This window comes from Bradyrhizobium sp. SZCCHNR1017 (assembly GCF_032381375.1).
Lineage (GTDB): Bacteria > Pseudomonadota > Alphaproteobacteria > Rhizobiales > Xanthobacteraceae > Bradyrhizobium.
Genome location: NZ_JAUHIR010000003.1, coordinates 475,556 through 494,446, shown reverse-complemented (window position 1 = coordinate 494,446; position 18,891 = coordinate 475,556). Strand labels below are relative to the sequence as shown.

Below are 18,891 nucleotides of genomic sequence, written 5' to 3'. Positions count from 1 at the left end.
CGTCCTCAATGCGTCGTTGCAGGTTCGGAGAACAAAAGATCATGGATCTGCTTCTCCAGGCGCGCCGCGCTGCCGTCCTCGGCCGAGACCTTGTCGACGTCGACCACCTCGGCCTTGACGCGGCCGGGATGCGGCGACAGCAGCAGAATGCGGTTGCCGATCTTGATGGCTTCGGCGATCGAATGCGTCACGAACAAGACGGTGAATTTCGTCTCGTTCCACAACTGCAGCAGCTCGTCCTGGCAGGTGCGCCGCGTCAGCGCATCGAGCGCGGCGAACGGCTCGTCCATCAGCAGGATGTCCGGCTCCATCGCCATGCCCCGGGCGATCGCGACGCGCTGCTTCATGCCGCCCGACAGCGTGTGCGGATAGGCATCGACGACGCGCGTCAGCCCGACTTTCTCGATATAGGTGCGGGCGCGGCTCTCGGCCTCCTCGCGCGGCATGCGCCGCGCCGTCAGCAGCGGGAACATCACGTTGGCGAGCACGGTCTTCCACGGCAGCAGCTGGTCGAACTCCTGGAAGATCATCATGCGATCGGCGCCAGGACCGGTGATCTCGCGGCCGCTGATGCGCATCCGGCCCTCGCTCGGCTTGATGTAGCCACCGACCGCCTTCAGCAAGGTCGACTTGCCGCAACCGGACGGTCCCAGCAGCACGAAGCGATCGGAGCGGTCGACGGAGAAGCCGACCCGCTCCGTCGCGGTGATTACCGCGCTGGAGGTCTTGTAGCGCAGGGTGACGCCATCGACGTCGAGCAGCGCGGACATCAGTTGCCCTTCAGATCATGCGCGACCGGCAGATAATAGTCGGTCCAGGCCTTGGGCTGGGTCTTGATGGTACCGATCTTGGCGAGATGGGCCGCGAACTTCATGGTGCCCTGCGGCTCCAGATTCCATTCCATCATGCCGGGCTCCTTGAGCCAGGCGAGCAGGTCATCGACCGAGGTCTTGTCGCCGGTGATCTCCTTGTAGATCTCGACCGCCGTCCTGGTATCGCTGCGGATCAGGTCCTGCGCTTCCTTGGTCGCATCGCGCACCGCCTGGATGATCTTCGGATTGGCGTCGGCGAACTTCGTGGTGGTGAAGAACTGCGCCTGGCTCAGCGGTCCGCCCATGACGTCGGGCGAATTCATCACGACATGCGCGCCGGGCACGTTCTTCAATTCGAGGAACGTGTAGGGCGGGATCGAGAAATGATTGTGCACCTCGTGCTGCGGGTTCGACAGCGCCGTATAGGCGTCGGGGTGACCGAGCTGCACGGTGTTGGCGTCGAGCTTGTTCCACTGATCGGCGCCGAACGCCTCGGCGGCCGCGATCTGCAGCACGATGGCCTGGGTCGAGACCTTGACGGTCGGCACGGCGATCTTGTCACTGGGACCGAAGTCCTTGATCGACTTGATGTTGGGATCGCGGCTGATCAGGGTCATCGGCTGCGCCGAGGTGGCGACGATGCCCTTCACGCCACCGCGGGTACGATCCCACAACAGCAGCAGATTGCCGGTGCCGGTGTTGAGGATGTCGACGCTGCCCGACAACAGCGCATCGGTCTGCGCGCCGCCGCCGGAGAAGGTCAGCCATTTGGTGGTGACGCCGGGCACGCCGAGCGCGGCCGCATGCTTCTCGATCAGCTTGTTCTTCTCGATGATGTGGCTCGGCATGTAGAAGATGCCAGGCTGGCGCGACAGCGAGATTTCGGTCTTCTGCTGGGCCTGCGCGGCGTCATTCCAGGCCGCCGCGACCAGCAGCGTGGCCAGCAGGCCGCCGGCTCGTGCGGCCGAGCGCGCGAACTTCTCGAACATGGGACATCCCTCCTCGCGTGCCGGCTCCTTCTTGACGGCCAGCGGAGAGATGCACTAATGCATTAGTGCATCTCTGACAAGGGCTGTTCTCCCCCTGCGACATTCGAGCCGGACGTCCCACCAAATGGCATTGCCCGCGACGCGTGCGGTTCTCCCGCCCGAACGGCTCGATCCGAGCCGGCGCGCGGCACCGCAGGTCTTCGAGCGGTTGCGCGACCAGATCATCGCCCTCGCGCTCCCACCGGGAGCGCCATTGTCGCGGCCGGCGCTGCAGGCCGAGTTCGGCCTCAGCTCGACGCCGATCCGCGACGCGCTGATGCGCCTCGCCGAGGAAGGCCTCGTCGACGTGTTCCCGCAGCACGCGACCCTGGTCAGCCGCATCGATGTTGGTCGGGCGCAGCAGGCGCAGTTCCTGCGCCAGGCGCTGGAGCTCGAGATCGTGCGCCTGCTCGCGCTGCGGCCGGCGGCGGCGCCGATCGACGAACTCCATGCTCTGATCGCCCAGCAGCGGCGATTCGCCAGGGACGGCGACTTCGCGTCATTCACGGTGGTCGACAACGCATTCCACGAGCGGCTCTACACCGCCGCGGACAAGCACGAGCTGTGGACCCTGGTGCGCAGCCGCAGCGGTCACATCGACCGGTTGCGCCGGCTGCATCTGCCCTCGCCCGGCAAGGCGCAGACGATCCTGCGCCATCACAAGCAGATCGTCGATGCGATCGCCGCCGGCCGGCCGAACGACGCGCAGACGCATCTGCGCGAGCACCTGACCGGGACGCTGAGCGACCTCGCGACCATTCGCGGCCGCTGGCCGGACTATCTCAGTGGCTAGCAGCCCCGCCCAATCGGAGGACGTGAGCGGTGTCACGCCGCACGCTGGTCCGCACCGTCTGTCGCGCCACCTGGGATCGCAAATCCTCAGACATGTGCTCAAATATTGTGCATTCGGCGCGAGGACGAGGCGATTATGGAGCGCTCCGTGCCATGCAACTACGGCGCGAGCGCCTCGAATGCAGGCCCGGCGCCCGGATAGTCCACCCTTGTCCCGTACAGGACATCGATCACCGCGCCCCATCCTGCATGTGACTTGCCCGGCGAAACGCTTGCGGCGCGCCGCGAATTGGGCAAAACCTTACAACTGACCGTTGGTCTTGCTGCCAGCCAATCGGGAGATGCGGAGCGTGGCGAAGATTCTGGTCGTGGACGACGATCCGCTCATGCAGCTGACAATTCAGCGCGTGCTCGAACGGGCCGGTCACGTCGTCGGCATCGCGGGCGACGGCCAGAAGGCGCTCGTCCGCTTCACGAGCGAGAGCTTTGACTTGGTGATCCTGGACATCTTCATGCCGGGCATGGACGGGCTGGAGGCGATGCGCTTGATCCTCAAGCACACGCCCGGCGTTCCGATCATCATGACCTCGGGACGTGCCCACACCCCGACCTCTGCGATAGAGCCCGATTATCTTACCATGGCCACGAGGCTGGGAGCGGTGTCCGCATTGCCCAAGCCGTTCAAACCGGCAGCCCTCCTGACGATGGTTTCCGAATGCCTGGCATCGGCAGGCGATCGGGCTGCTCGACCCCGGCCAGGCCAAGATGCTGTTCCGAAATCCTGACGGCCGAACCGAAGGGCTCCTGCTCAGCGGCGCGCAGCGCGCGAGCGAGGCGCCGCGGTTCGGCGGCCGCCTCACGCTGACGACGCGGCTGGCCATCGCGATGATCCTGCTGGTCGCGATCGCGGTGTTCGCCGTCGGCTGGCTCGGCTATCGCAGCCTCGAGCGGGCGCTGTTGCCGCGCGCGCTCGATCGAATCGAGTCGCATTCGCGCCTGATGGCGACCGAGCTCGAAAACTATGTCGGCAGCGCCCGGAACGACATCAACGGCTATCGCGCCTCTCCGAATCTGGCAACGTTGATACGCACACTGAAGACGGGAGCTCCCGATCCCCGCGAAGGGCTGCCGGCGCAGTCGTGGCGCGAGCGGGTCGCAACGCGCTACTTCGCCGAGCTGCAGGCCAAGCCGACCTACGCGATGATCCGCCTGGTCGGGATCGAGAACGATTATCGCGAGCTGATCCGGGTCGACCGGCTCGGGCCGGGCAACACGGTTCGGATCGTTCCGGAGAACGAGCTGATCACGCGCGGCGAGCGCAACTACATCAAGGAGACGCTGAGCCTGCCGCCCGGCGGCATCCGGCTCTCGCCGATCATTCTCGACGGCAACACGACGGACCCCAAGACAGGCGTGCCGATGCTGTGCGTCGGCACGCCGGTGTTCGCGCCGGACGGCAAGCCGTACGCGATCCTGATGGTCGATCTCGACATGCGCCCGATCTTCGCGCATCTGCGCATGGCGGCCCGCCCGGGCGCGCAGCTCTATGTCGTGAACGCCCGCGGCGACTATCTCTTCCATCCCGAATCAGACCGGGAATTCGCCTCGAAACGCGGCCGATCGACGCGATGGCAGGACGATTTTCCGACGCTCGCAGGCGCGACCGGCACCGCCGAGGGTTTCGCGCAGATCCTGCACGACGAAGCCGATCGTCCCGGCGGTGTCGCCTTCGCCCCGGCGCTGCTCGCGGGACAGGAATGGGTGGCGGTGATCGAGACGATCCCGAACACCGCCTTCATGGCGCCCGCCCTCGCCATCCGCAAGACGGCGATCGAGGTCGGCCTGATCGCGATGCTGTGCGCGGCCGCGCTCGCCTTCGTGGTCGCGCGCTCGCTGACGCGGCCGATCAACCAGCTGACCCAGGCCGTCGAGGGCGTGGGGCGCGGCGAGGCGGTGAATATCCCGCTCGAGGCGGTCGGCGAGACCGGCGTGCTGGCGCGCGCCTTCGCCCGCGTGCTGGACGAGGTTCGCACCAAGACCGCCGAGCTCGAGCGCGAGGTCCAGGAGCATTACCTGACCGAAGCAGCGCGCGACCATTTCGCCGCCCGCGAACGGCTCTACAGTGCCGCGGTGGAATCGTCGAACGACGCGATCGTGACGCTGTCGCTGGACGGCACCATCACCGCCTGGAATCCGGCAGCCGAGGCCATGCTGGGCTACTCCGCCGAGGAGGCCGTGGGCCGCCTTGCGGATTTCCTCGTGCCGCCCGAGCGCATGGCCGAGGCCCAGGACCTTCTGGCGCGCATGGCCCGCGGCGAGCGGATCCAGCATTTCGAGACGGTGCGGATCCGCAAGGACGGTGAGCTGGTCCAGGTCTCGCTCAGCGTCTCGCCGATCAAATCACCGACGGGCCAGATCATCGGCGCCTCCAAGATCGCACGCGACGTCACCGAGAGCCGCCGGACCGAACTGGCGCTGCGCCAGCAGACCGAGGAACGGCGGCGCATCTTCGAGACGTCGCAGGACCTGATCCTCATCACCGACCGCAATGGCATCCTGGTTCAGGTCTCACCGAGCGTGGAGGCGATTCTCGGCTATACGCCGGCGGAGATGATCGGCCGCAGCGGCGCGGATTTCATCCACCCGGACGATCTACCCAAGGCACGCGAGGAGCTTCGCGCCTCGCGCCTAGGCCTTCGGGCGCGCACCTCCGACTGCCGCTACGTCCACAAGGACGGCCGCGTGGTGACGCTGTCCTGGACCTCGAACTGGTCGGAGCCGGTGCAGCGCCACTTCTTCATCGGCCGCGACATGACCGAGAGCCGGCTGGCGCAGGAGACGCTCCGGGAGAGCGAACAGCTCGCCCGCAACATCGTCGAGACCGCGCTCGATGCCTTCGTCCAGGTCGACGACAACGGGGCCATTCTCAACTGGAACTCCCAGGCCGAGAAGATCTTCGGCTGGTCGCGCGCCGAGATCATCGGCAAGGACGTCTTCGACGTGATCACGGTCGGGGACGTCGGCGAGGAGCTGCGCGCCGCGCTCGGCCGCATCCTGATGACCGGACAAGCGAGCGCACTCGGGGTCGGCCGCCGACGCGAGGTCATGGTGAAGCGGCGCGACGGCCGCGAGTTCAAGGCCGAGCTCAGCGTGACCGCGCTGAAGACCCGCAACGGCTTCGTGCTGAACGGCTTCTTCCGCGACCTCACCGACAAGATCGCGACCGAGGAGCGGATCCGCCAGTCCGAGAAGATGGAGGCGATCGGCCAGCTCACCGGCGGCATCGCACACGACTTCAACAACATCCTCACCGTGATCACCGGCACGATCGAGATTCTCGCCGCGGCCGTGGCCAAGGAGCCGCAGCTCGCCGCGATCACCAGGATGATCGACGAGGCCGCCGCGCGCGGGGCCGATCTCACCCAGCATCTGCTCGCCTTTGCGCGCCGGCAGCCGCTGCAGCCGCGCGAGGTCGACGTCAACACACTGATGATCGACACAGCCAAGCTGCTGCGGCCGACGCTCGGAGAGCAGATCGAGATCGAGTCCGTCTTCCAGGACGAGACCTGCGTGGCGCATGTCGATCCGAACCAGCTCGCCACGGCGGTCATCAACCTCGCGCTCAATGCCCGCGACGCGATGCCGAATGGCGGCAAGCTCATCCTGGAGACCGGCTGGGCCGACCTCGACGAGAACTACGCAAGTCTCTACGACGACGTGCGGCCCGGTCGCTACGCGATGATCGCGGTGAGCGACAGTGGCAGCGGCATTCCCGCCGCCATCATCGACAAGGTGTTCAATCCGTTCTTCACCTCGAAGGGGCCTGGCAAGGGGACGGGGCTCGGATTGTCGATGGTGTACGGCTTCGTGAAGCAATCGGCCGGCCACATCAGGATCTATAGCGAAGAGGGCCACGGCACCACGATCCGGATGTACCTGCCGCCGGGCAGCGAAGAAGCGATCACGCAGCCCTCGGGCGACGCGCCGGCGATCCAGGGCGGCCAGGAGACGATCCTGGTGGTGGAGGACGACCGGCTGGTGCGCGGCTACGTTCTCGCCCAGCTCCATGCACTGGGCTATGCGACGCTGGAGGCGGCCAATGCCGCCGAAGCGCTGGCGATCACCAATGCCGGAGAGCCGTTCGATCTGCTCTTCACCGACATCATCATGCCGGGGACGATGAACGGCCGCCAGCTCGCATCCGAGATCCAGCGGATTCGTCCGACGCAGCGAGTCCTGTTCACCTCCGGCTACACCGAGAATGCCGTGGTGCATCACGGCCGGCTCGACGAAGGAATTCTTCTGCTGCCGAAGCCGTACCGCAAATCCGAGCTCGCCAAGATGATCCGCAAGGCGCTCGCCGCGACCGAGGCTTGAAAAACCAGGCATGAAAAACGAGGCTTGACCGATGCGGCCCGACCAACGCGGCCTGGCGCTTGCGGTTGCCGCTATTCCAGCTTGAGGCCACGTGCGGGCGGCCCGGCCATCGGCTCAATTGGCGCGCGACGCCGTCATCACGATGCGGATCAGATCGGCCGCGTTGCGCGCGCCGAGCTTCTTCATGATGTTGGCGCGGTGATCCTCGATCGTGCGCGGGCTGATGCCCAGCGTGCGCCCCGCCTCCTTGTTCGAGGCCCCCGCCGTGAATTGTTCCAGGACCTCGCGCTCGCGCCGCGTCAGCGGCTCGCGACCGGGGAAATGCAGCGAGCCGATCTTCGGCGAGGCATTCTCCTTCTGCCGCCGCGCGAACGCGCCGATCGCCTCGTTCAGACGGGCCACGATCTCACTGCCGCGGAACGGCTTCTCGATGAAGTCGAGCGCCCCGTTCTTGATCGCATTGACGGCCATCGGGATGTCGCCCTGGCCCGAGATCATGAAGATCGGAGCCGGATAGTCCTCGCCGTGCAGTTCCCTGAGAATGTCGAGACCGGACTTTCCGGGGATGTGCACGTCGAGCAGGATACAGGCCGGTGTCCTGCTCCGCGCCACCGCCAGGAGCGCGGCGCCGTCCGCAAAACAGATCACTTCATACCCACCTGCCGACAAGACCATCGAGAGGGTGTCGCGCACGGCTGGGTCGTCATCGACGACAAAAATCTCTCCGCGGGAAGTTGTTTGTTCGGCCATGGGCGATTGCTCTTGCAAAGGAGAAGAAACAATGAAAGCGCGTCTTATGATACCATACTCGTCGGGTGCTTTGGGCACCCGTATTTGTACGGTTTATGATCCTAACCCACAAGTAGTAGCTGCAGATCGGTGATCGCCTTCACGAGACCATGATCTGGACACGATCTCAAGGCAGTCGTCTCGGGCAGCATGCTGCCTTGCAAAAACACATCGACGCCGACAGCGTCATGATCGACATCAAACTCTGATCGCATCAGCGTTGCCCGCGTGCACCACGCCCACAGACATGCTCGGCGGCGGACGCGTGCACGGCCCTCAGCCCACGAAAATCTGCACGGCATTTGACACAAGAGGTACAGCCGTCAGCCGGCCTTGCCCTCGTTTTGATCAGAGATCGGCGGGATTCGGACGTTGCATAGGATTGTGCGCCCTGGACCGCGGCTTGCGCCGATGCAGCTCTGTCAGGACCGATGCTTCGCGGCAACACTTTCGGCTGCGACGCCGCCCCAGGTGTGAACCACGGGCAGGCCGAGCGCAGTCTTGCCGAGATTCGCCAGGCAGATGCGCAACGCCGCCAGATCGACTGGCTTCGGCAGGCTCTGCAGGTCGATTCCGAGCGAGCGCGCGAACACCCGGGCCTCAATTCGCTTCGCCGCATCCATGCCGCTGATCACGATCACGGAACCGGCGAAGCGGGTATCTGCGATGACCTTGAGGACCTCGGTCCCCTCGCCATCCTCGAGCATGAGATCGAGCGTCACGCAGTCAAAGCGGTTGTTGCGCACCTCGCGGATCGCATCGCTGCACGTGGCCGCGACCGTCACGGCGTGGCCGGCCTGCTTGGCCGCCAGCGCGATCAGCGTCCGCTGCGCGGCGTCGTCGTCGACGACCAAGAGCTGCAGCGCGCGCCGTTCGCCATCATCGGCGCGCTCCGACCGGCTGGATGCAAGTTCCGAACTCATGACCGGCATTGGCCGTCCCTGGAAAATTTGACCGACGTCATTGTCATACACGTCCGACCCTGCGGCGACGTAAAGCGGCTCTCCGAAAAAAGGCCACGCGTCTTAGGACTTGCGCAGGACCCGGGCTGGCGCGTCTCCTCGTCGCTCCGCGCGCGGAAGTTTCCCGAGCGGCGGGCGAGCAATGCGCCGTGCTGCCGCAAGGCGAACTAGTTGACGGTCGTTTCCTGGCCGGCGGAAGCGTTGCCACGTTTCTTCTTGTTCTTTCCCTTGATGAACTGGATGTCCATCTCGGAGCCGTTGACCCGGACCAGCTCGCAGCGGCGGTAGGCGAGCCCCGTCGAGGACAGCAGCAGAAAGAACTCTTTCAGATTCAATCCCTGGATCGATCCCTCGACCGTCAGCACCGCGTCGGTGTCCGAGATGGCGTTGAGCTGGCAGTCCCTGCGCCAGGTCCCGTCGATGCCCATGATGCAGACATCGTAACCGCGGCTGAAGGTGACGCGCTCCGTACCTTTGTTGTCGTCAGACATCTTCGCGTCCTGCTCTATTGGGCTGCGGGAACATCTAGTTGCCCGCGGCCGCGATCCTGGGCATTCCCGGAGCCGGCGCCTTCGCCGCGGAAGCGATCCCGCTCGGGCGATACAGGCCACGCCGGTCCGCGAGCGGCTTGAACACGTCGGTGAGGCCGACGACGGTCTCCGCAGCACCGAGTACGAGGAAGCCGTCCGGCTCCATCTGCTTGGCGAGCCGGCCGAAGATGTTGATCTTGGTGTCCTGATCGAAATAGATCAGCACGTTGCGGCAGAACACGACGTCGAACGTGCCGAGCTGTGAGAAGTCGTGCAGCAGATTGAGCTGGCGATGCTGGACCATGCCGCGCACGTCGGAATTGATCTGCCAGAGTTCGCCTGCCTGCTTGAAATATTTGACCAGAAGCTGGATCGGCAGCCCGCGCTGCACCTCGAACTGGCTGTAGAGACCCGCTTTGGACTTCTCGAGCACCTCCTGGGAGAGATCGGTGGCGATGATCTCGATGCGCCATCCACTGAGCGCAGATCCCATCTCCTTGAGCGACATCGCCAGCGAATACGGCTCCTGGCCGGTCGAGCAAGCAGCGCACCAGATCCGGATCGACTTGCGGTTGGCGCGCGCCTTGAGGAGCTCCGGCATGATCACGTCGCGGAAATGATCGAACGGGACCTTGTCGCGGAAGAAGAACGTCTCGTTGGTCGTCATCGCTTCGACGACCTGGCTGATCAAGGCGCTCGACCCGTCCTTCAGCTTCTGGACGAGATCGCTGATGCTGGCCAGGCCGGCCTTGCGCGCGAGCGGAAGCAGGCGGCTCTCGATCAGATATTGCTTGTCGGCAGACAGATCGAGACCGGACTTGTCTCGAAGCAGCTTGCGCAGGAACTCATAATCAGGCTGGTTCACGGGCGGCCTCTTCTGGGCAGACGAAGGGATCAGGCGGATTCGGCTGACAGCGCCTGGATGAGACCAACTTCCTGGAATTTGGCGGCCACAATCTCTTTGTCGAATGGCTTCATGATGTATTCGTTGGCGCCGGCGTTCAGCGCGCGCGAAATGTGATCGATGTCGTTTTCGGTGGTGCAGAACACCACCTTCGGGCCTTCGCCGCCCGGCAGCCGGCGCAGGCGCCCGAGAAAATCATAACCGTCCATGACGGGCATGTTCCAGTCGAGCAGAATGGCGTCCGGCAGGCTCTTGGTGCAGATCTCGAGCGCCCGCTCGCCATCCTCCGCCTCGACGACGGAGAAGCCCAACTCCTCCAGGATACGGCGTGCGATCTTGCGCACGACGCTGGAGTCATCCACGACCAGACAGCTCTTCATTGTTGTCTCCCCTATGGGACGGTTGACGGGCTAGGCGGCGATTGCTGCCTTCGGCAGGAGCTCGAGCACGCGATCGACGTCGAGAATGACCATCAGCTGGCCGTCGAGGCGGTGCACGCCGCCGGCAAGCTTCGCCATGCGCGGATCGAGATTGACGGGGTTCTCCTCCCGGCCCTCCTCGGGCAGCCGCAGCACCTCGCCGATCTGGTCGATCAGGAGACCGTAGGACTCGCCGCGCAGATCGACGCCGACCGCCATCGGCGGCTTGCCGTCCTCGGCGCGGGCAAGGCCGAGCCGCGCCCGCATGTCGACGACGGTCACGATGCGGCCGCGCAGGTTCAGGACGCCGGCGATCTCCGCCGATGACAGCGGCACCCGCGTCACCCGCTCCGGCATGAACACGTCCTGTACCCGGGAGATCGGCAGGCCGAACAGCTGGCCGCCGATCATCGCAGTGACGTATTCGACGGCGGCGCCCTCGGTGGTTTCGATCTTGCTGCTCATCGCACGCTACTCCTGTCCGCTTGCTGTCACGCGGCCCGCCGGTTGGCTTCGGCGCGGGCCCGTTCCTCGATCTGTTCCTTCAGCGCCGCGATCAGGCCGGGCCGGTCGAACTTGGCGATGTAGTCGTAGAGACCCGCCTGGCGGCCGCGCTCGATCGCCGCCGGCGACACCAGCGACGACACCGCGATGACCGGCATCTGGCTCAGGTTCTGGTCGGCGCGGATCGCCTCGGTGAACTCGAAGCCGTTCATCTCCGGCATCTCGATGTCGGTGACGACGATGTCGAAGCTGTGCCCGGAGCGCAGCGTGGCCAGGCCCTCGATCGCCGAGGCCGCCGTGCGCACCTTGTAGCCGGCCGACTTCAACACCGGCGCCAGCATGTTGCGGAAGAACGGCGAGTCGTCGACCAGCAGCACCGACTGCGTCTGCGCGTCCGTGTGCATCTCCTTGCGGATGAACCAGTCGGCGAAGGCCATCGGCAGGAAGTGGCCGACGTCGATCACCTCGGTCGCCTGGCCCTTGATCACCGCCGAGCCGAGGATGCCGTCCTTGGCGCCGGAGACCTGGATGTTGAGCCGCTCCTCGACGATGTCGATGATCTCGTCGACCACGAGGCCCATCGCGCGGGTCTCGTCGGCGAACACCAGGATCGGCTGCGAGCCCGACGTCTGCACCGACACGCCTTCCATCTGCACCAGGGGCATCAGCTGGTCGCGGTACTGCACCATGTAGCGGCCGTTGGAGATCTCGATCTTGTCGGCCGCGATCTCCTCCAGCCGCGTGACCAGCGCCAGCGGCACCGCCTTGGGCTGCGCCGTGCCGGCGCGGAACACCAAGAGCGAGGTGAGCTGCTCGCCGCCGATGGCGTGATGCGCGGCGTGCTCGTCGGACACCGCCTGCGAGGCCGAGCCGGCGGCGCCGAGCGCTTTCGCAATGCCGTTCGGATCGATGATCATGATCACGGCGCCGTCGCCCAGGATGGTGTTGCCCGAGAACATGTCGATGTGACGCAGCTTGGTCGACATCGGCTTGACCACGATTTCCTCGGTGTGGAACACGCAGTCGACCACGATGCCGAAGGTCTGGTTGCCGACCTGCGTCACCACGATGAAGCCGTTCTCCGGATCGGTCGACGAGCCGTCGTCGATCTTCAGGAGCTTCTTCAGATGCATCAGCGGCAGCAGCTTGTTGCGCAAGCGCAAGACCGCGGTGTCCTTGATGCGCTCGATGCGGTGCTCGGAGTTGGCGCGCGCACGCACCAGCTCGACGACCGACAATTGCGGGATCGCGAAGCGGTCGCCGCCGGCTTCGACGATCAGCGCCGAGACGATCGCGAGCGTCAGCGGGATCTTGATGGTGACCGAGGTGCCCTCGCCGAGCACCGACTTGATGTCGATGGTGCCGCCGATCTGATCGATGTTGGTGCGCACCACGTCCATGCCGACGCCGCGGCCCGAGACCGAGGTGACGGCGGCCGCGGTCGAGAAGCCCGGCTCGAAGATGAACTTGTGGATCTGCGCTTCCGTCATCTTCTCGAGCTCGGCCTCGGTGACGAGGCCGTTCGCCAAGGCCTTGGCCTTGATGCGCTCGGTGTTGAGGCCGCGGCCGTTGTCGGCGATGCAGATGATGATATGGCCGCCTTCGTGATAGGCGGACAGCCGGATGGTGCCCTGCTCGGCCTTGCCGGCCGCGGCGCGCTCGGCCATCGTCTCCAGGCCGTGATCGGCGGAGTTGCGCACCATGTGGGTGAGCGGGTCCTTGATCAGGTCGAGCACCTGGCGGTCGAGCTCGGTGTCGGCGCCGTGCATCTCAAGCTCGATCTGCTTGCCGAGTTCGGTGGCGAGGTCGCGGACGATGCGCGGCAGCTTCTGCCAGGCATTGCCGATCGGCTGCATGCGCGTCTTCATGACGCCCTCCTGCAGCTCGGCGGTGACGTTGGACAGCCGCTGCAGCGGCACCTTGAACTCGGTGTCCTCGTTGCGGCGGGCGATCTCCAAGAGCTGGTTGCGCGTCAGCACCAGCTCCGAGACCATCGTCATCAGATGTTCGAGCGTGTCGACGTTGACGCGGATCGACTGGTTGGCGACCTTGTCGTTCTCGTGCACCTCGCCGTCGGCATTGACCTTCGGCCGCGCCGCCTTCTTCGGCTCGGCCTTGGCCTCTGCTTCCGCCTTGGCAGGCCCGGCCTTGGCGACCGGCGCCGGGGCAGCGGCCTTGGGCTCAGGCGCCTTCTCATGCGCGGGCGGCAACTCGATCGCGGTCTCGCGGAAGGCCCGCTCGAGCTCGTCGAGCGACACTTCGCCCGGACGCAGCGGACGCTCCAGCGTCTGGTCGATCAGCGAGCCGTGCGTCACCGCGGGGGCGGGCGGCGCGGCCGGCACCAGCGGCGGGGCCGCCTCGCCGGCGGCCATCGCCGCCATGCCGCGCTCGACCATCGCCTCGAGCTCGCTGATGAGGTCGCGGTCCTCGCCCTCGGGCTCGGCCTCGTTGGCCTCGAGCTGTCCCAGGATGTCCTTGATGCGGTCGATCGTGGTCAGGATCAGCGTCACGGCCTCGCCGGTCACCGGCATGCCGTCGCGGAATTTGCCCATCAATGTTTCGGCGGCGTGCGCCAGCGCCTCGAGCCGCGGCAGGCCGAGGAAACCGCAGGTCCCCTTGATCGTGTGCACCAGCCGGAAGATGTTATCGAGGATCTTGGCGTTGTTCGGCTCCTGCTCGAACCGTACCAATTGATTGTCGACGGTGTCCAGGCTCTCGCTGGTCTCCGTCAGGAACTCACGCAACAGATCGTCCATGAAACTGGCCTTCCAAGAATTGGCGCCGCGGTCACGGGCGACCGCTGATCCTGTCAGAGCGACGGCCGGTCCCGGCCTTCACCAGCAGCGCGGATCGATACCCGGCCCTCGCCGACTCGGCTGAACAGACTTTCGTCCACGCCATCGTTAGGTGGGGCTTTTATCCGTCCCGTTAATTTTATTGTCCGTGCTAATACGGACGTAGTACCGACCTCTCAGGCTGTGGCGAGCCCGGCTCCTTCCGCGGCCGGAATGTCAAGGCATCGCTTCGGCCGGCGCGACTGCGCGATCCTCTCGCTCGATCAGCGCCCTGATCTCCTTCAGCGCCTTGTACAGCGCTCCTTCCGTGACATGGCGATCCACCATCTCGGCTTGGCCGGCGGCTTCCGGAATCGCCCTGCGCAACTCGTTCATACAGGCGAGATAGGACGCGCGATAACGGATCGCGTCGTTCTTCAGATACATCGTCTGGACGCAGAGATAGAGGCGCTTGGCCGGCGTATCGGCGGTCTCGGCGGTGACGGTGTCACGCTCGCGGAGGATGGGCGCGTCGCCTTCGACGATGAAGCGGGCGCGCGTATTCGAATTCACGATGACGCTGTCGCCGATCACGATGCGCTCGAAAGGCTTCAGCTCGACCCGCAGGGGCATGGCCCAGTCTCCTCTCAGAAGGCTCCTCTCGGGAGTCTCCTCTCGGGAGCGGCGTCGTCGGCAGGCTGCATTCGCGTCGACACGACGTTGCTCTCGTGCTCGCTGTCCGGCTGATCCGGCGCCGCAGCCGAGCGGCGTCAATTTGCGAATAGTCTAGAGCCGAAAACGGCGGGGCAAGCCCCGCCGCCTCCGATATTCGTGGGTGCCGCCCGCGCCTTAGCGCAGGAGCTGCAGCACGCTCGCCTGCGACTGGTTGGCGAGCGACAGCGCGGACACCGCGATCGACTGGCGGGTCGACAGCGCCTGGCTGTTGGCCGCTTCCTCGTTGGTGTCGGCCAGCGTCAGGTTCGACGAACCGGTCTGCAACACGTTGATCAGGTTCTTGTTGAAGTCCTGACGAACCTGCACGACCGAGAGGTTCGAACCCAGCGTCGAGGCCTCGTTGCGCAGCGTGGAGCTCGCCGAGTTGAGGACGCCGATGACCTTGTTCGCCGAGTTGTTGTCGAGGAAGTCGGTGCCCGAGGTCAGGTTCGACAGGCCGAGACCAGCCGAGTTGAACGTGACACCGGTGATCGACAGCGTCGACTTGCCGGTTTCGTTGAAGGTCAGCTTCAGCGTATCGCCGTTCAGCAGGTTGATGCCGTTGAACGAAGCGTCAGCCGCGGTCGTGTTGATCTGCGCCAGCACGTTGTTGTACTGGGAGACCAGGCTCGCGCGCTGCGTCTGCGCGGTCGCGTCCGCCACCGGAGCCGCCGCCGTCAGACCGTTGAAGGCCTGGCTGGATGCAGCCGACGTACCGCCGATCGCACCGATCGTGGCCGAAGCCGCGTCGTTGGTCGTGGTGATCGAGATCTTGCCGGTGGACGAGTCGACCGTGGCCTGCAGGTTGTTGGCTGCGAGCTTCGCGTTGAGATCGTTCAGCGACTTGACCTGTCCTGTCCCTAGACCGAACGTGATGCTTGTCGCCGTGCCACCTCCTGTGGCGCCGACCGTCAAGGTCTGACCTGACAAGCCGTCGCCGACAGCAGTCAGCCCGAGCTTGCCCAAGGTGCCGGTGCTGCCCGAGAGCGTCAATCCCGCCGCCGGCGGCGTCAGGGTGATCGCACCCGCGGTGATCGACGCGGTCACGCCGGTCTGGGTCTGGATCGCCGACAGCAGGTTGCTGACGCTGTCGCCGATGCCGATGTTGGTGCCCGTCGAGGACGTGCCGGTGATGAAGGTGAAGGTGGTGCCGTTGACGACCAGCGTCTCACCGGAGGTGATGCCGGAGGCGAGGTTGTTCGACGCGGTGCCCGCCGTGCCCGACAGCTTGGTCGAACCGGTGATCGCCACCGCGCTCGAGGTATTGTCGTTGTTCACGACCGAGCCGGTCACAGCCGTCGAGCTGGAGCCGAGCAGGTCGGTGGCGGTCGCACCGGTCAGAGCCGCCGAGGTCACGCTCGACTTGGTGGAGTAGCCCACCGCGCTCTGCAGCACCTGGTTGGCGATCGACTTGGCGCTGTCGACGAGCTTCTGCAGCGAGGTGATGCCGGTGTTGGCGGCCTGCAGCACCTGCACGCCGTTGCCGATGCCGTCGAGCAGATTGGAGATGTCGGAAGCGCGGTTGTCGAGACCCTGGGCGGTGAAGAAGTTGGTCGGATTGTCGAGCGCCGAGTTGACCTTCTTGCCCGTGGAGAGGTTGTTCTGCGTGGTGGCGAGGAGCTGAGCCGTCGACTGGAGCGAGAGCAGGTTCTGGCGAACCGACGCAGAGAGTACGATACCTGACATTGTCATTCCCTTCTGGATGAACATGAGTAGACATCGCCGCACCGTTCTGTCGGCGATGGCGCAGACTGGTCCGCGGAATCCTACCCGTTCGTTAAATTGACTTCGGAACGGCCGCGCGCAGCCTCCGCCGCCGCCGTTAATCCTAATTGGCCGCTAATCAGTTTGATCAAATGCGTGCAGGCCGCCGCGATTCACGGTAAAATGGCGCACGGATCCACGTCTGACGGGCGCGCGCCGATACGCGGTGCGACCGTTAAGGCAGTGCTAACTATGAGCTTGCGGAAGAGCGGCCGGTTACGCGGGGGTGCGGTCCGCGTGCGGGAGGACGATCTCGACGCTGGCGGTCCGGCCGTGCGGCTCCTGGAGCTCCAGACGTCCGTTCGAGCGCCTGACGAAATCCTCGACCAGCCGGATCTCCGAGAACACGGGATCGGCTGGACCGGCCTCCGCCGCACTCACCGACGCCGTCAACACGATCTGCACGTCGGAGGAGATGCCGCCGGCGCGCGAGGCGTCCGCACTCATGCGCCTGGCCTGGATGTCGATGCGGCCACCGTGCTCCAGTCGATGTCGGGCCCCGATCGCAAGACACAGCAATGCCGCCATCAACTGGCCCGGATCAGCGAAGACGGCCGGCACGTCCGCGCCCACCGACGTCGTCACCTCGACCTCGGTGCCCAATGTCGGACGAAGCAGGCGAGCGACGTCGACCAGGAGCTCGTTCAACTCCACCGCACATGGCTGCGGCGGCCGGCCCCTTGCGAACGACAGAAGCTGCGACGTCAATCGAGCGCCCCGGGTCGCGGCCTCGTCGATCAGACGCGCGACGGCCGCCAGTTCGGGCTTGTCCTCGACCGCTTCGGCGAGAATGTCGATGGTCCCCGTGATCACGGTGAGAATGTTGTTGAAGTCGTGCAGCAGGCCACCGGCAACCTGACCCACGATGGCCATCCCTGGGTGGATGTCCGGCGTCGCTGCAGCCGGAATGTCTGCGCCCGGGCTCGGTAGCGACTGATTGGACCGCTGGTAGGTGGAAGAGGCCATGAATCCTGCAATACCTGTTGGGGGGGAGGACGGCGGGGCTATCGGGACGCAAACGCACGGACGCCGCTGCGATGTTCAGCTTCGTCTTGATGCTCAGCCTTGGCGCTCAGTCTCACCGCTGACCATCGATCGCGCTCCGGCTGGATGCAGCATCAGTTGGACTCCTGCTCCTGCCAGGACGACAACCTCATCACCGCCAGCCGCAGGACACCGGCCGATGCCTCCACTGGCGACGAGAGTTGCATCCGACAGAAAAAGATCCGTCAACGAATCAGCGCGCTTATTAGCGATTTTGGCCTCAAGATGTCCGCTGTCAATTGCGGCGCTTGCTACGTGGCGTCCGTGTCCGGCGGAGCTGCGGCGGCCGGAGCAACGAGACGTTCGCCGCAAGCGTGCTGCGCTGCTTTCAGGAGCCGAGGCGGAGGCCGGATGCGTGCCGACTGTATACAACCGCGCGCGATCAGATCAGCACATCGCACACACGTTGATGGCCCAAATCCGCAACGCGCATTCGCGCCTGTCTGCACGACAACGCACACAGCAGGAACGAATGGTCTTTACTGGGAATATTACCCGTGATTCTTCTTGTCAGCGGATGGGACGCAGTTCTATGGAACCATGAGGGCATTGAGATCTGCGAGGCTCCGTTACTGCAATGCAGGAGATGGCTTTGGACCCCAGCTTGCGTTCTCCGAACGGTTTCCTGTCGTCGTTGACCGACGATGATTTCGAGCTGATCCGACCCTATCTGCGGACCGTGGATCTGGTGCAAGACTCCATTCTCGCCGAGGTCGGCGAAAAGCTTTCGCGCATCTACTTTCCTCATCGCGGCGTGATCTCGCTGGTCGTGAACCTCGCGCGCGGAGAGCGCGTTCAGGTGGCGATGATCGGTCGCGATAGCTTCTTCGGAAGCATGTCCCTGCTCGCGGGCGGCGATCCGGTGGTGCTGAACAGCGCGGTGGTCCTCGTTCCCGGTGCTGCATCGGTCGTCGACATCGATAGGGTACGGGCAGCCGCCGAACAGAGCCCCTCGTTTCGCGCGCTGATGTTGCGCCACGCACTCGCCATCTACGTGCAGAGTCAGCAGACCGCCGGTTGCAACGCCGCCCACACCGTCGAGTCGCGTCTCGCCCGTTGCCTGCTGCAGACGCATGACCTTTCAGGCGGCAACAAGCTCTACATCACCCAGGAGTCCCTGGCGCAGATGATCGGCGCCCGACGCAACAGCGTTTCGCTGGTGGCGAGCACGCTGCAGCAGGCGGACTTCATCCACTATAGCCGCGGCCATATCGAGATCATCGATCTGGAGGGGCTGAAGAAGACGGCGTGTGAGTGCTACGGCGCCGTGAAGGCCCACTACGAGAACCTGGTCCGGCCGCGCAGCCTGCCGTAAGCAGGCGTCGTTCCAGCCGTCGCGCGCCGGCGCCTCGCCGACCGCCCTTGCCTCCGTACAACTACGGCCCATTGCATGATCCCCATCACCGATGCGGACGGAATTAACGCGCTGTTCAACGGGCGCTGATAATTGTCGACGTGCTGACGAGCGCGAGTTCCAA

Annotated in this window: 16 protein-coding genes; 4 read left to right on the top strand and 12 right to left on the bottom strand. The window is 65.2% G+C overall.

What is annotated here, in order from left to right:
• Positions 1 to 5 precede the first annotated feature (5 nt).
• Both QW863_RS11225 and QW863_RS11220 read right to left on the bottom strand, forming a co-directional pair.
• On the bottom strand, positions 6 to 770 hold the full coding sequence (locus tag QW863_RS11225) for an ABC transporter ATP-binding protein (RefSeq protein WP_315716980.1): 765 nt from the start codon (positions 768 to 770) through the stop codon (positions 6 to 8).
• Positions 770 to 1,801, bottom strand: coding sequence for an ABC transporter substrate-binding protein (locus tag QW863_RS11220; RefSeq protein ID WP_315716979.1), 1,032 nt, complete (start codon positions 1,799 to 1,801; stop codon positions 770 to 772). Before QW863_RS11220 ends, QW863_RS11225 begins: the two co-directional genes overlap by 1 nt.
• A gap of 124 nt (positions 1,802 to 1,925) precedes the next feature.
• On the opposite strand from QW863_RS11220, the gene QW863_RS11215 reads away from it, so the two are divergent.
• The 3 genes from QW863_RS11215 to QW863_RS11205 all read left to right on the top strand — a co-directional run bounded on the left by QW863_RS11215 (position 1,926) and on the right by QW863_RS11205 (position 7,009).
• A complete protein-coding gene (locus QW863_RS11215) occupies positions 1,926 to 2,633 on the top strand; it encodes a GntR family transcriptional regulator (RefSeq protein ID WP_315716978.1) in 708 nt (235 codons plus the stop codon).
• Positions 2,634 to 2,982: 349 nt separating this feature from the next.
• Entirely contained in the window at positions 2,983 to 3,417 is a 435-nt protein-coding gene (locus QW863_RS11210) for a response regulator (protein ID WP_315716977.1), read from the top strand.
• Complete coding sequence (locus QW863_RS11205) at positions 3,398 to 7,009, top strand: PAS domain S-box protein (RefSeq protein WP_315716976.1); 3,612 nt, start codon at positions 3,398 to 3,400, stop codon at positions 7,007 to 7,009. Before QW863_RS11210 ends, QW863_RS11205 begins: the two co-directional genes overlap by 20 nt.
• A 114-nt stretch (positions 7,010 to 7,123) precedes the next feature.
• Here QW863_RS11205 and QW863_RS11200 read toward each other — a convergent pair whose 3' ends face one another.
• From QW863_RS11200 to QW863_RS11155, 10 genes are all read right to left on the bottom strand, one after another.
• Positions 7,124 to 7,759: a response regulator transcription factor gene (locus tag QW863_RS11200; RefSeq protein WP_315717165.1), complete on the bottom strand. Its 636-nt coding sequence runs from the start codon at positions 7,757 to 7,759 to the stop codon at positions 7,124 to 7,126.
• A 461-nt stretch (positions 7,760 to 8,220) separates the two neighbouring features.
• Positions 8,221 to 8,730, bottom strand: coding sequence for a response regulator (locus QW863_RS11195; protein WP_315716974.1), 510 nt, complete (start codon positions 8,728 to 8,730; stop codon positions 8,221 to 8,223).
• A gap of 197 nt (positions 8,731 to 8,927) precedes the next feature.
• Entirely contained in the window at positions 8,928 to 9,251 is a 324-nt protein-coding gene (locus QW863_RS11190; protein WP_315716973.1) for a PilZ domain-containing protein, read from the bottom strand.
• 34 nt (positions 9,252 to 9,285) lie between these two features.
• Positions 9,286 to 10,155: a protein-glutamate O-methyltransferase CheR gene (locus QW863_RS11185; protein WP_315716972.1), complete on the bottom strand. Its 870-nt coding sequence runs from the start codon at positions 10,153 to 10,155 to the stop codon at positions 9,286 to 9,288.
• A 29-nt stretch (positions 10,156 to 10,184) separates the two neighbouring features.
• A complete protein-coding gene (locus QW863_RS11180) occupies positions 10,185 to 10,574 on the bottom strand; it encodes a response regulator (RefSeq protein WP_315716971.1) in 390 nt (129 codons plus the stop codon).
• A gap of 30 nt (positions 10,575 to 10,604) precedes the next feature.
• The gene (locus tag QW863_RS11175; RefSeq protein WP_315716970.1) at positions 10,605 to 11,078 is read right to left on the bottom strand and encodes a chemotaxis protein CheW; all 474 of its coding nucleotides are present in this window, start codon (positions 11,076 to 11,078) and stop codon (positions 10,605 to 10,607) included.
• A gap of 26 nt (positions 11,079 to 11,104) precedes the next feature.
• Positions 11,105 to 13,873 carry a hybrid sensor histidine kinase/response regulator gene (locus QW863_RS11170; RefSeq protein ID WP_315714011.1) on the bottom strand — a complete coding sequence of 923 codons (2,769 nt, stop codon included), beginning with the start codon at positions 13,871 to 13,873 and terminating at the stop codon, positions 11,105 to 11,107.
• 255 nt (positions 13,874 to 14,128) lie between these two features.
• Positions 14,129 to 14,524 (bottom strand): flagellar biosynthesis repressor FlbT, encoded by a 396-nt coding sequence (flbT, locus tag QW863_RS11165; RefSeq protein ID WP_315716969.1) that lies wholly within the window; start codon positions 14,522 to 14,524, stop codon positions 14,129 to 14,131.
• A 216-nt stretch (positions 14,525 to 14,740) separates the two neighbouring features.
• On the bottom strand, positions 14,741 to 16,291 hold the full coding sequence (locus tag QW863_RS11160; protein ID WP_315729343.1) for a flagellin: 1,551 nt from the start codon (positions 16,289 to 16,291) through the stop codon (positions 14,741 to 14,743).
• 294 nt (positions 16,292 to 16,585) lie between these two features.
• Positions 16,586 to 17,335 (bottom strand): histidine kinase dimerization/phospho-acceptor domain-containing protein, encoded by a 750-nt coding sequence (locus QW863_RS11155; RefSeq protein ID WP_409977909.1) that lies wholly within the window; start codon positions 17,333 to 17,335, stop codon positions 16,586 to 16,588.
• Between the two features lie 670 nt (positions 17,336 to 18,005).
• On the opposite strand from QW863_RS11155, the gene QW863_RS11150 reads away from it, so the two are divergent.
• Positions 18,006 to 18,728, top strand: a complete 723-nt coding sequence (locus tag QW863_RS11150) for a Crp/Fnr family transcriptional regulator (RefSeq protein ID WP_315715994.1) — start codon at positions 18,006 to 18,008, stop codon at positions 18,726 to 18,728.
• The last annotated feature ends 163 nt before the right edge of the window (positions 18,729 to 18,891 follow it).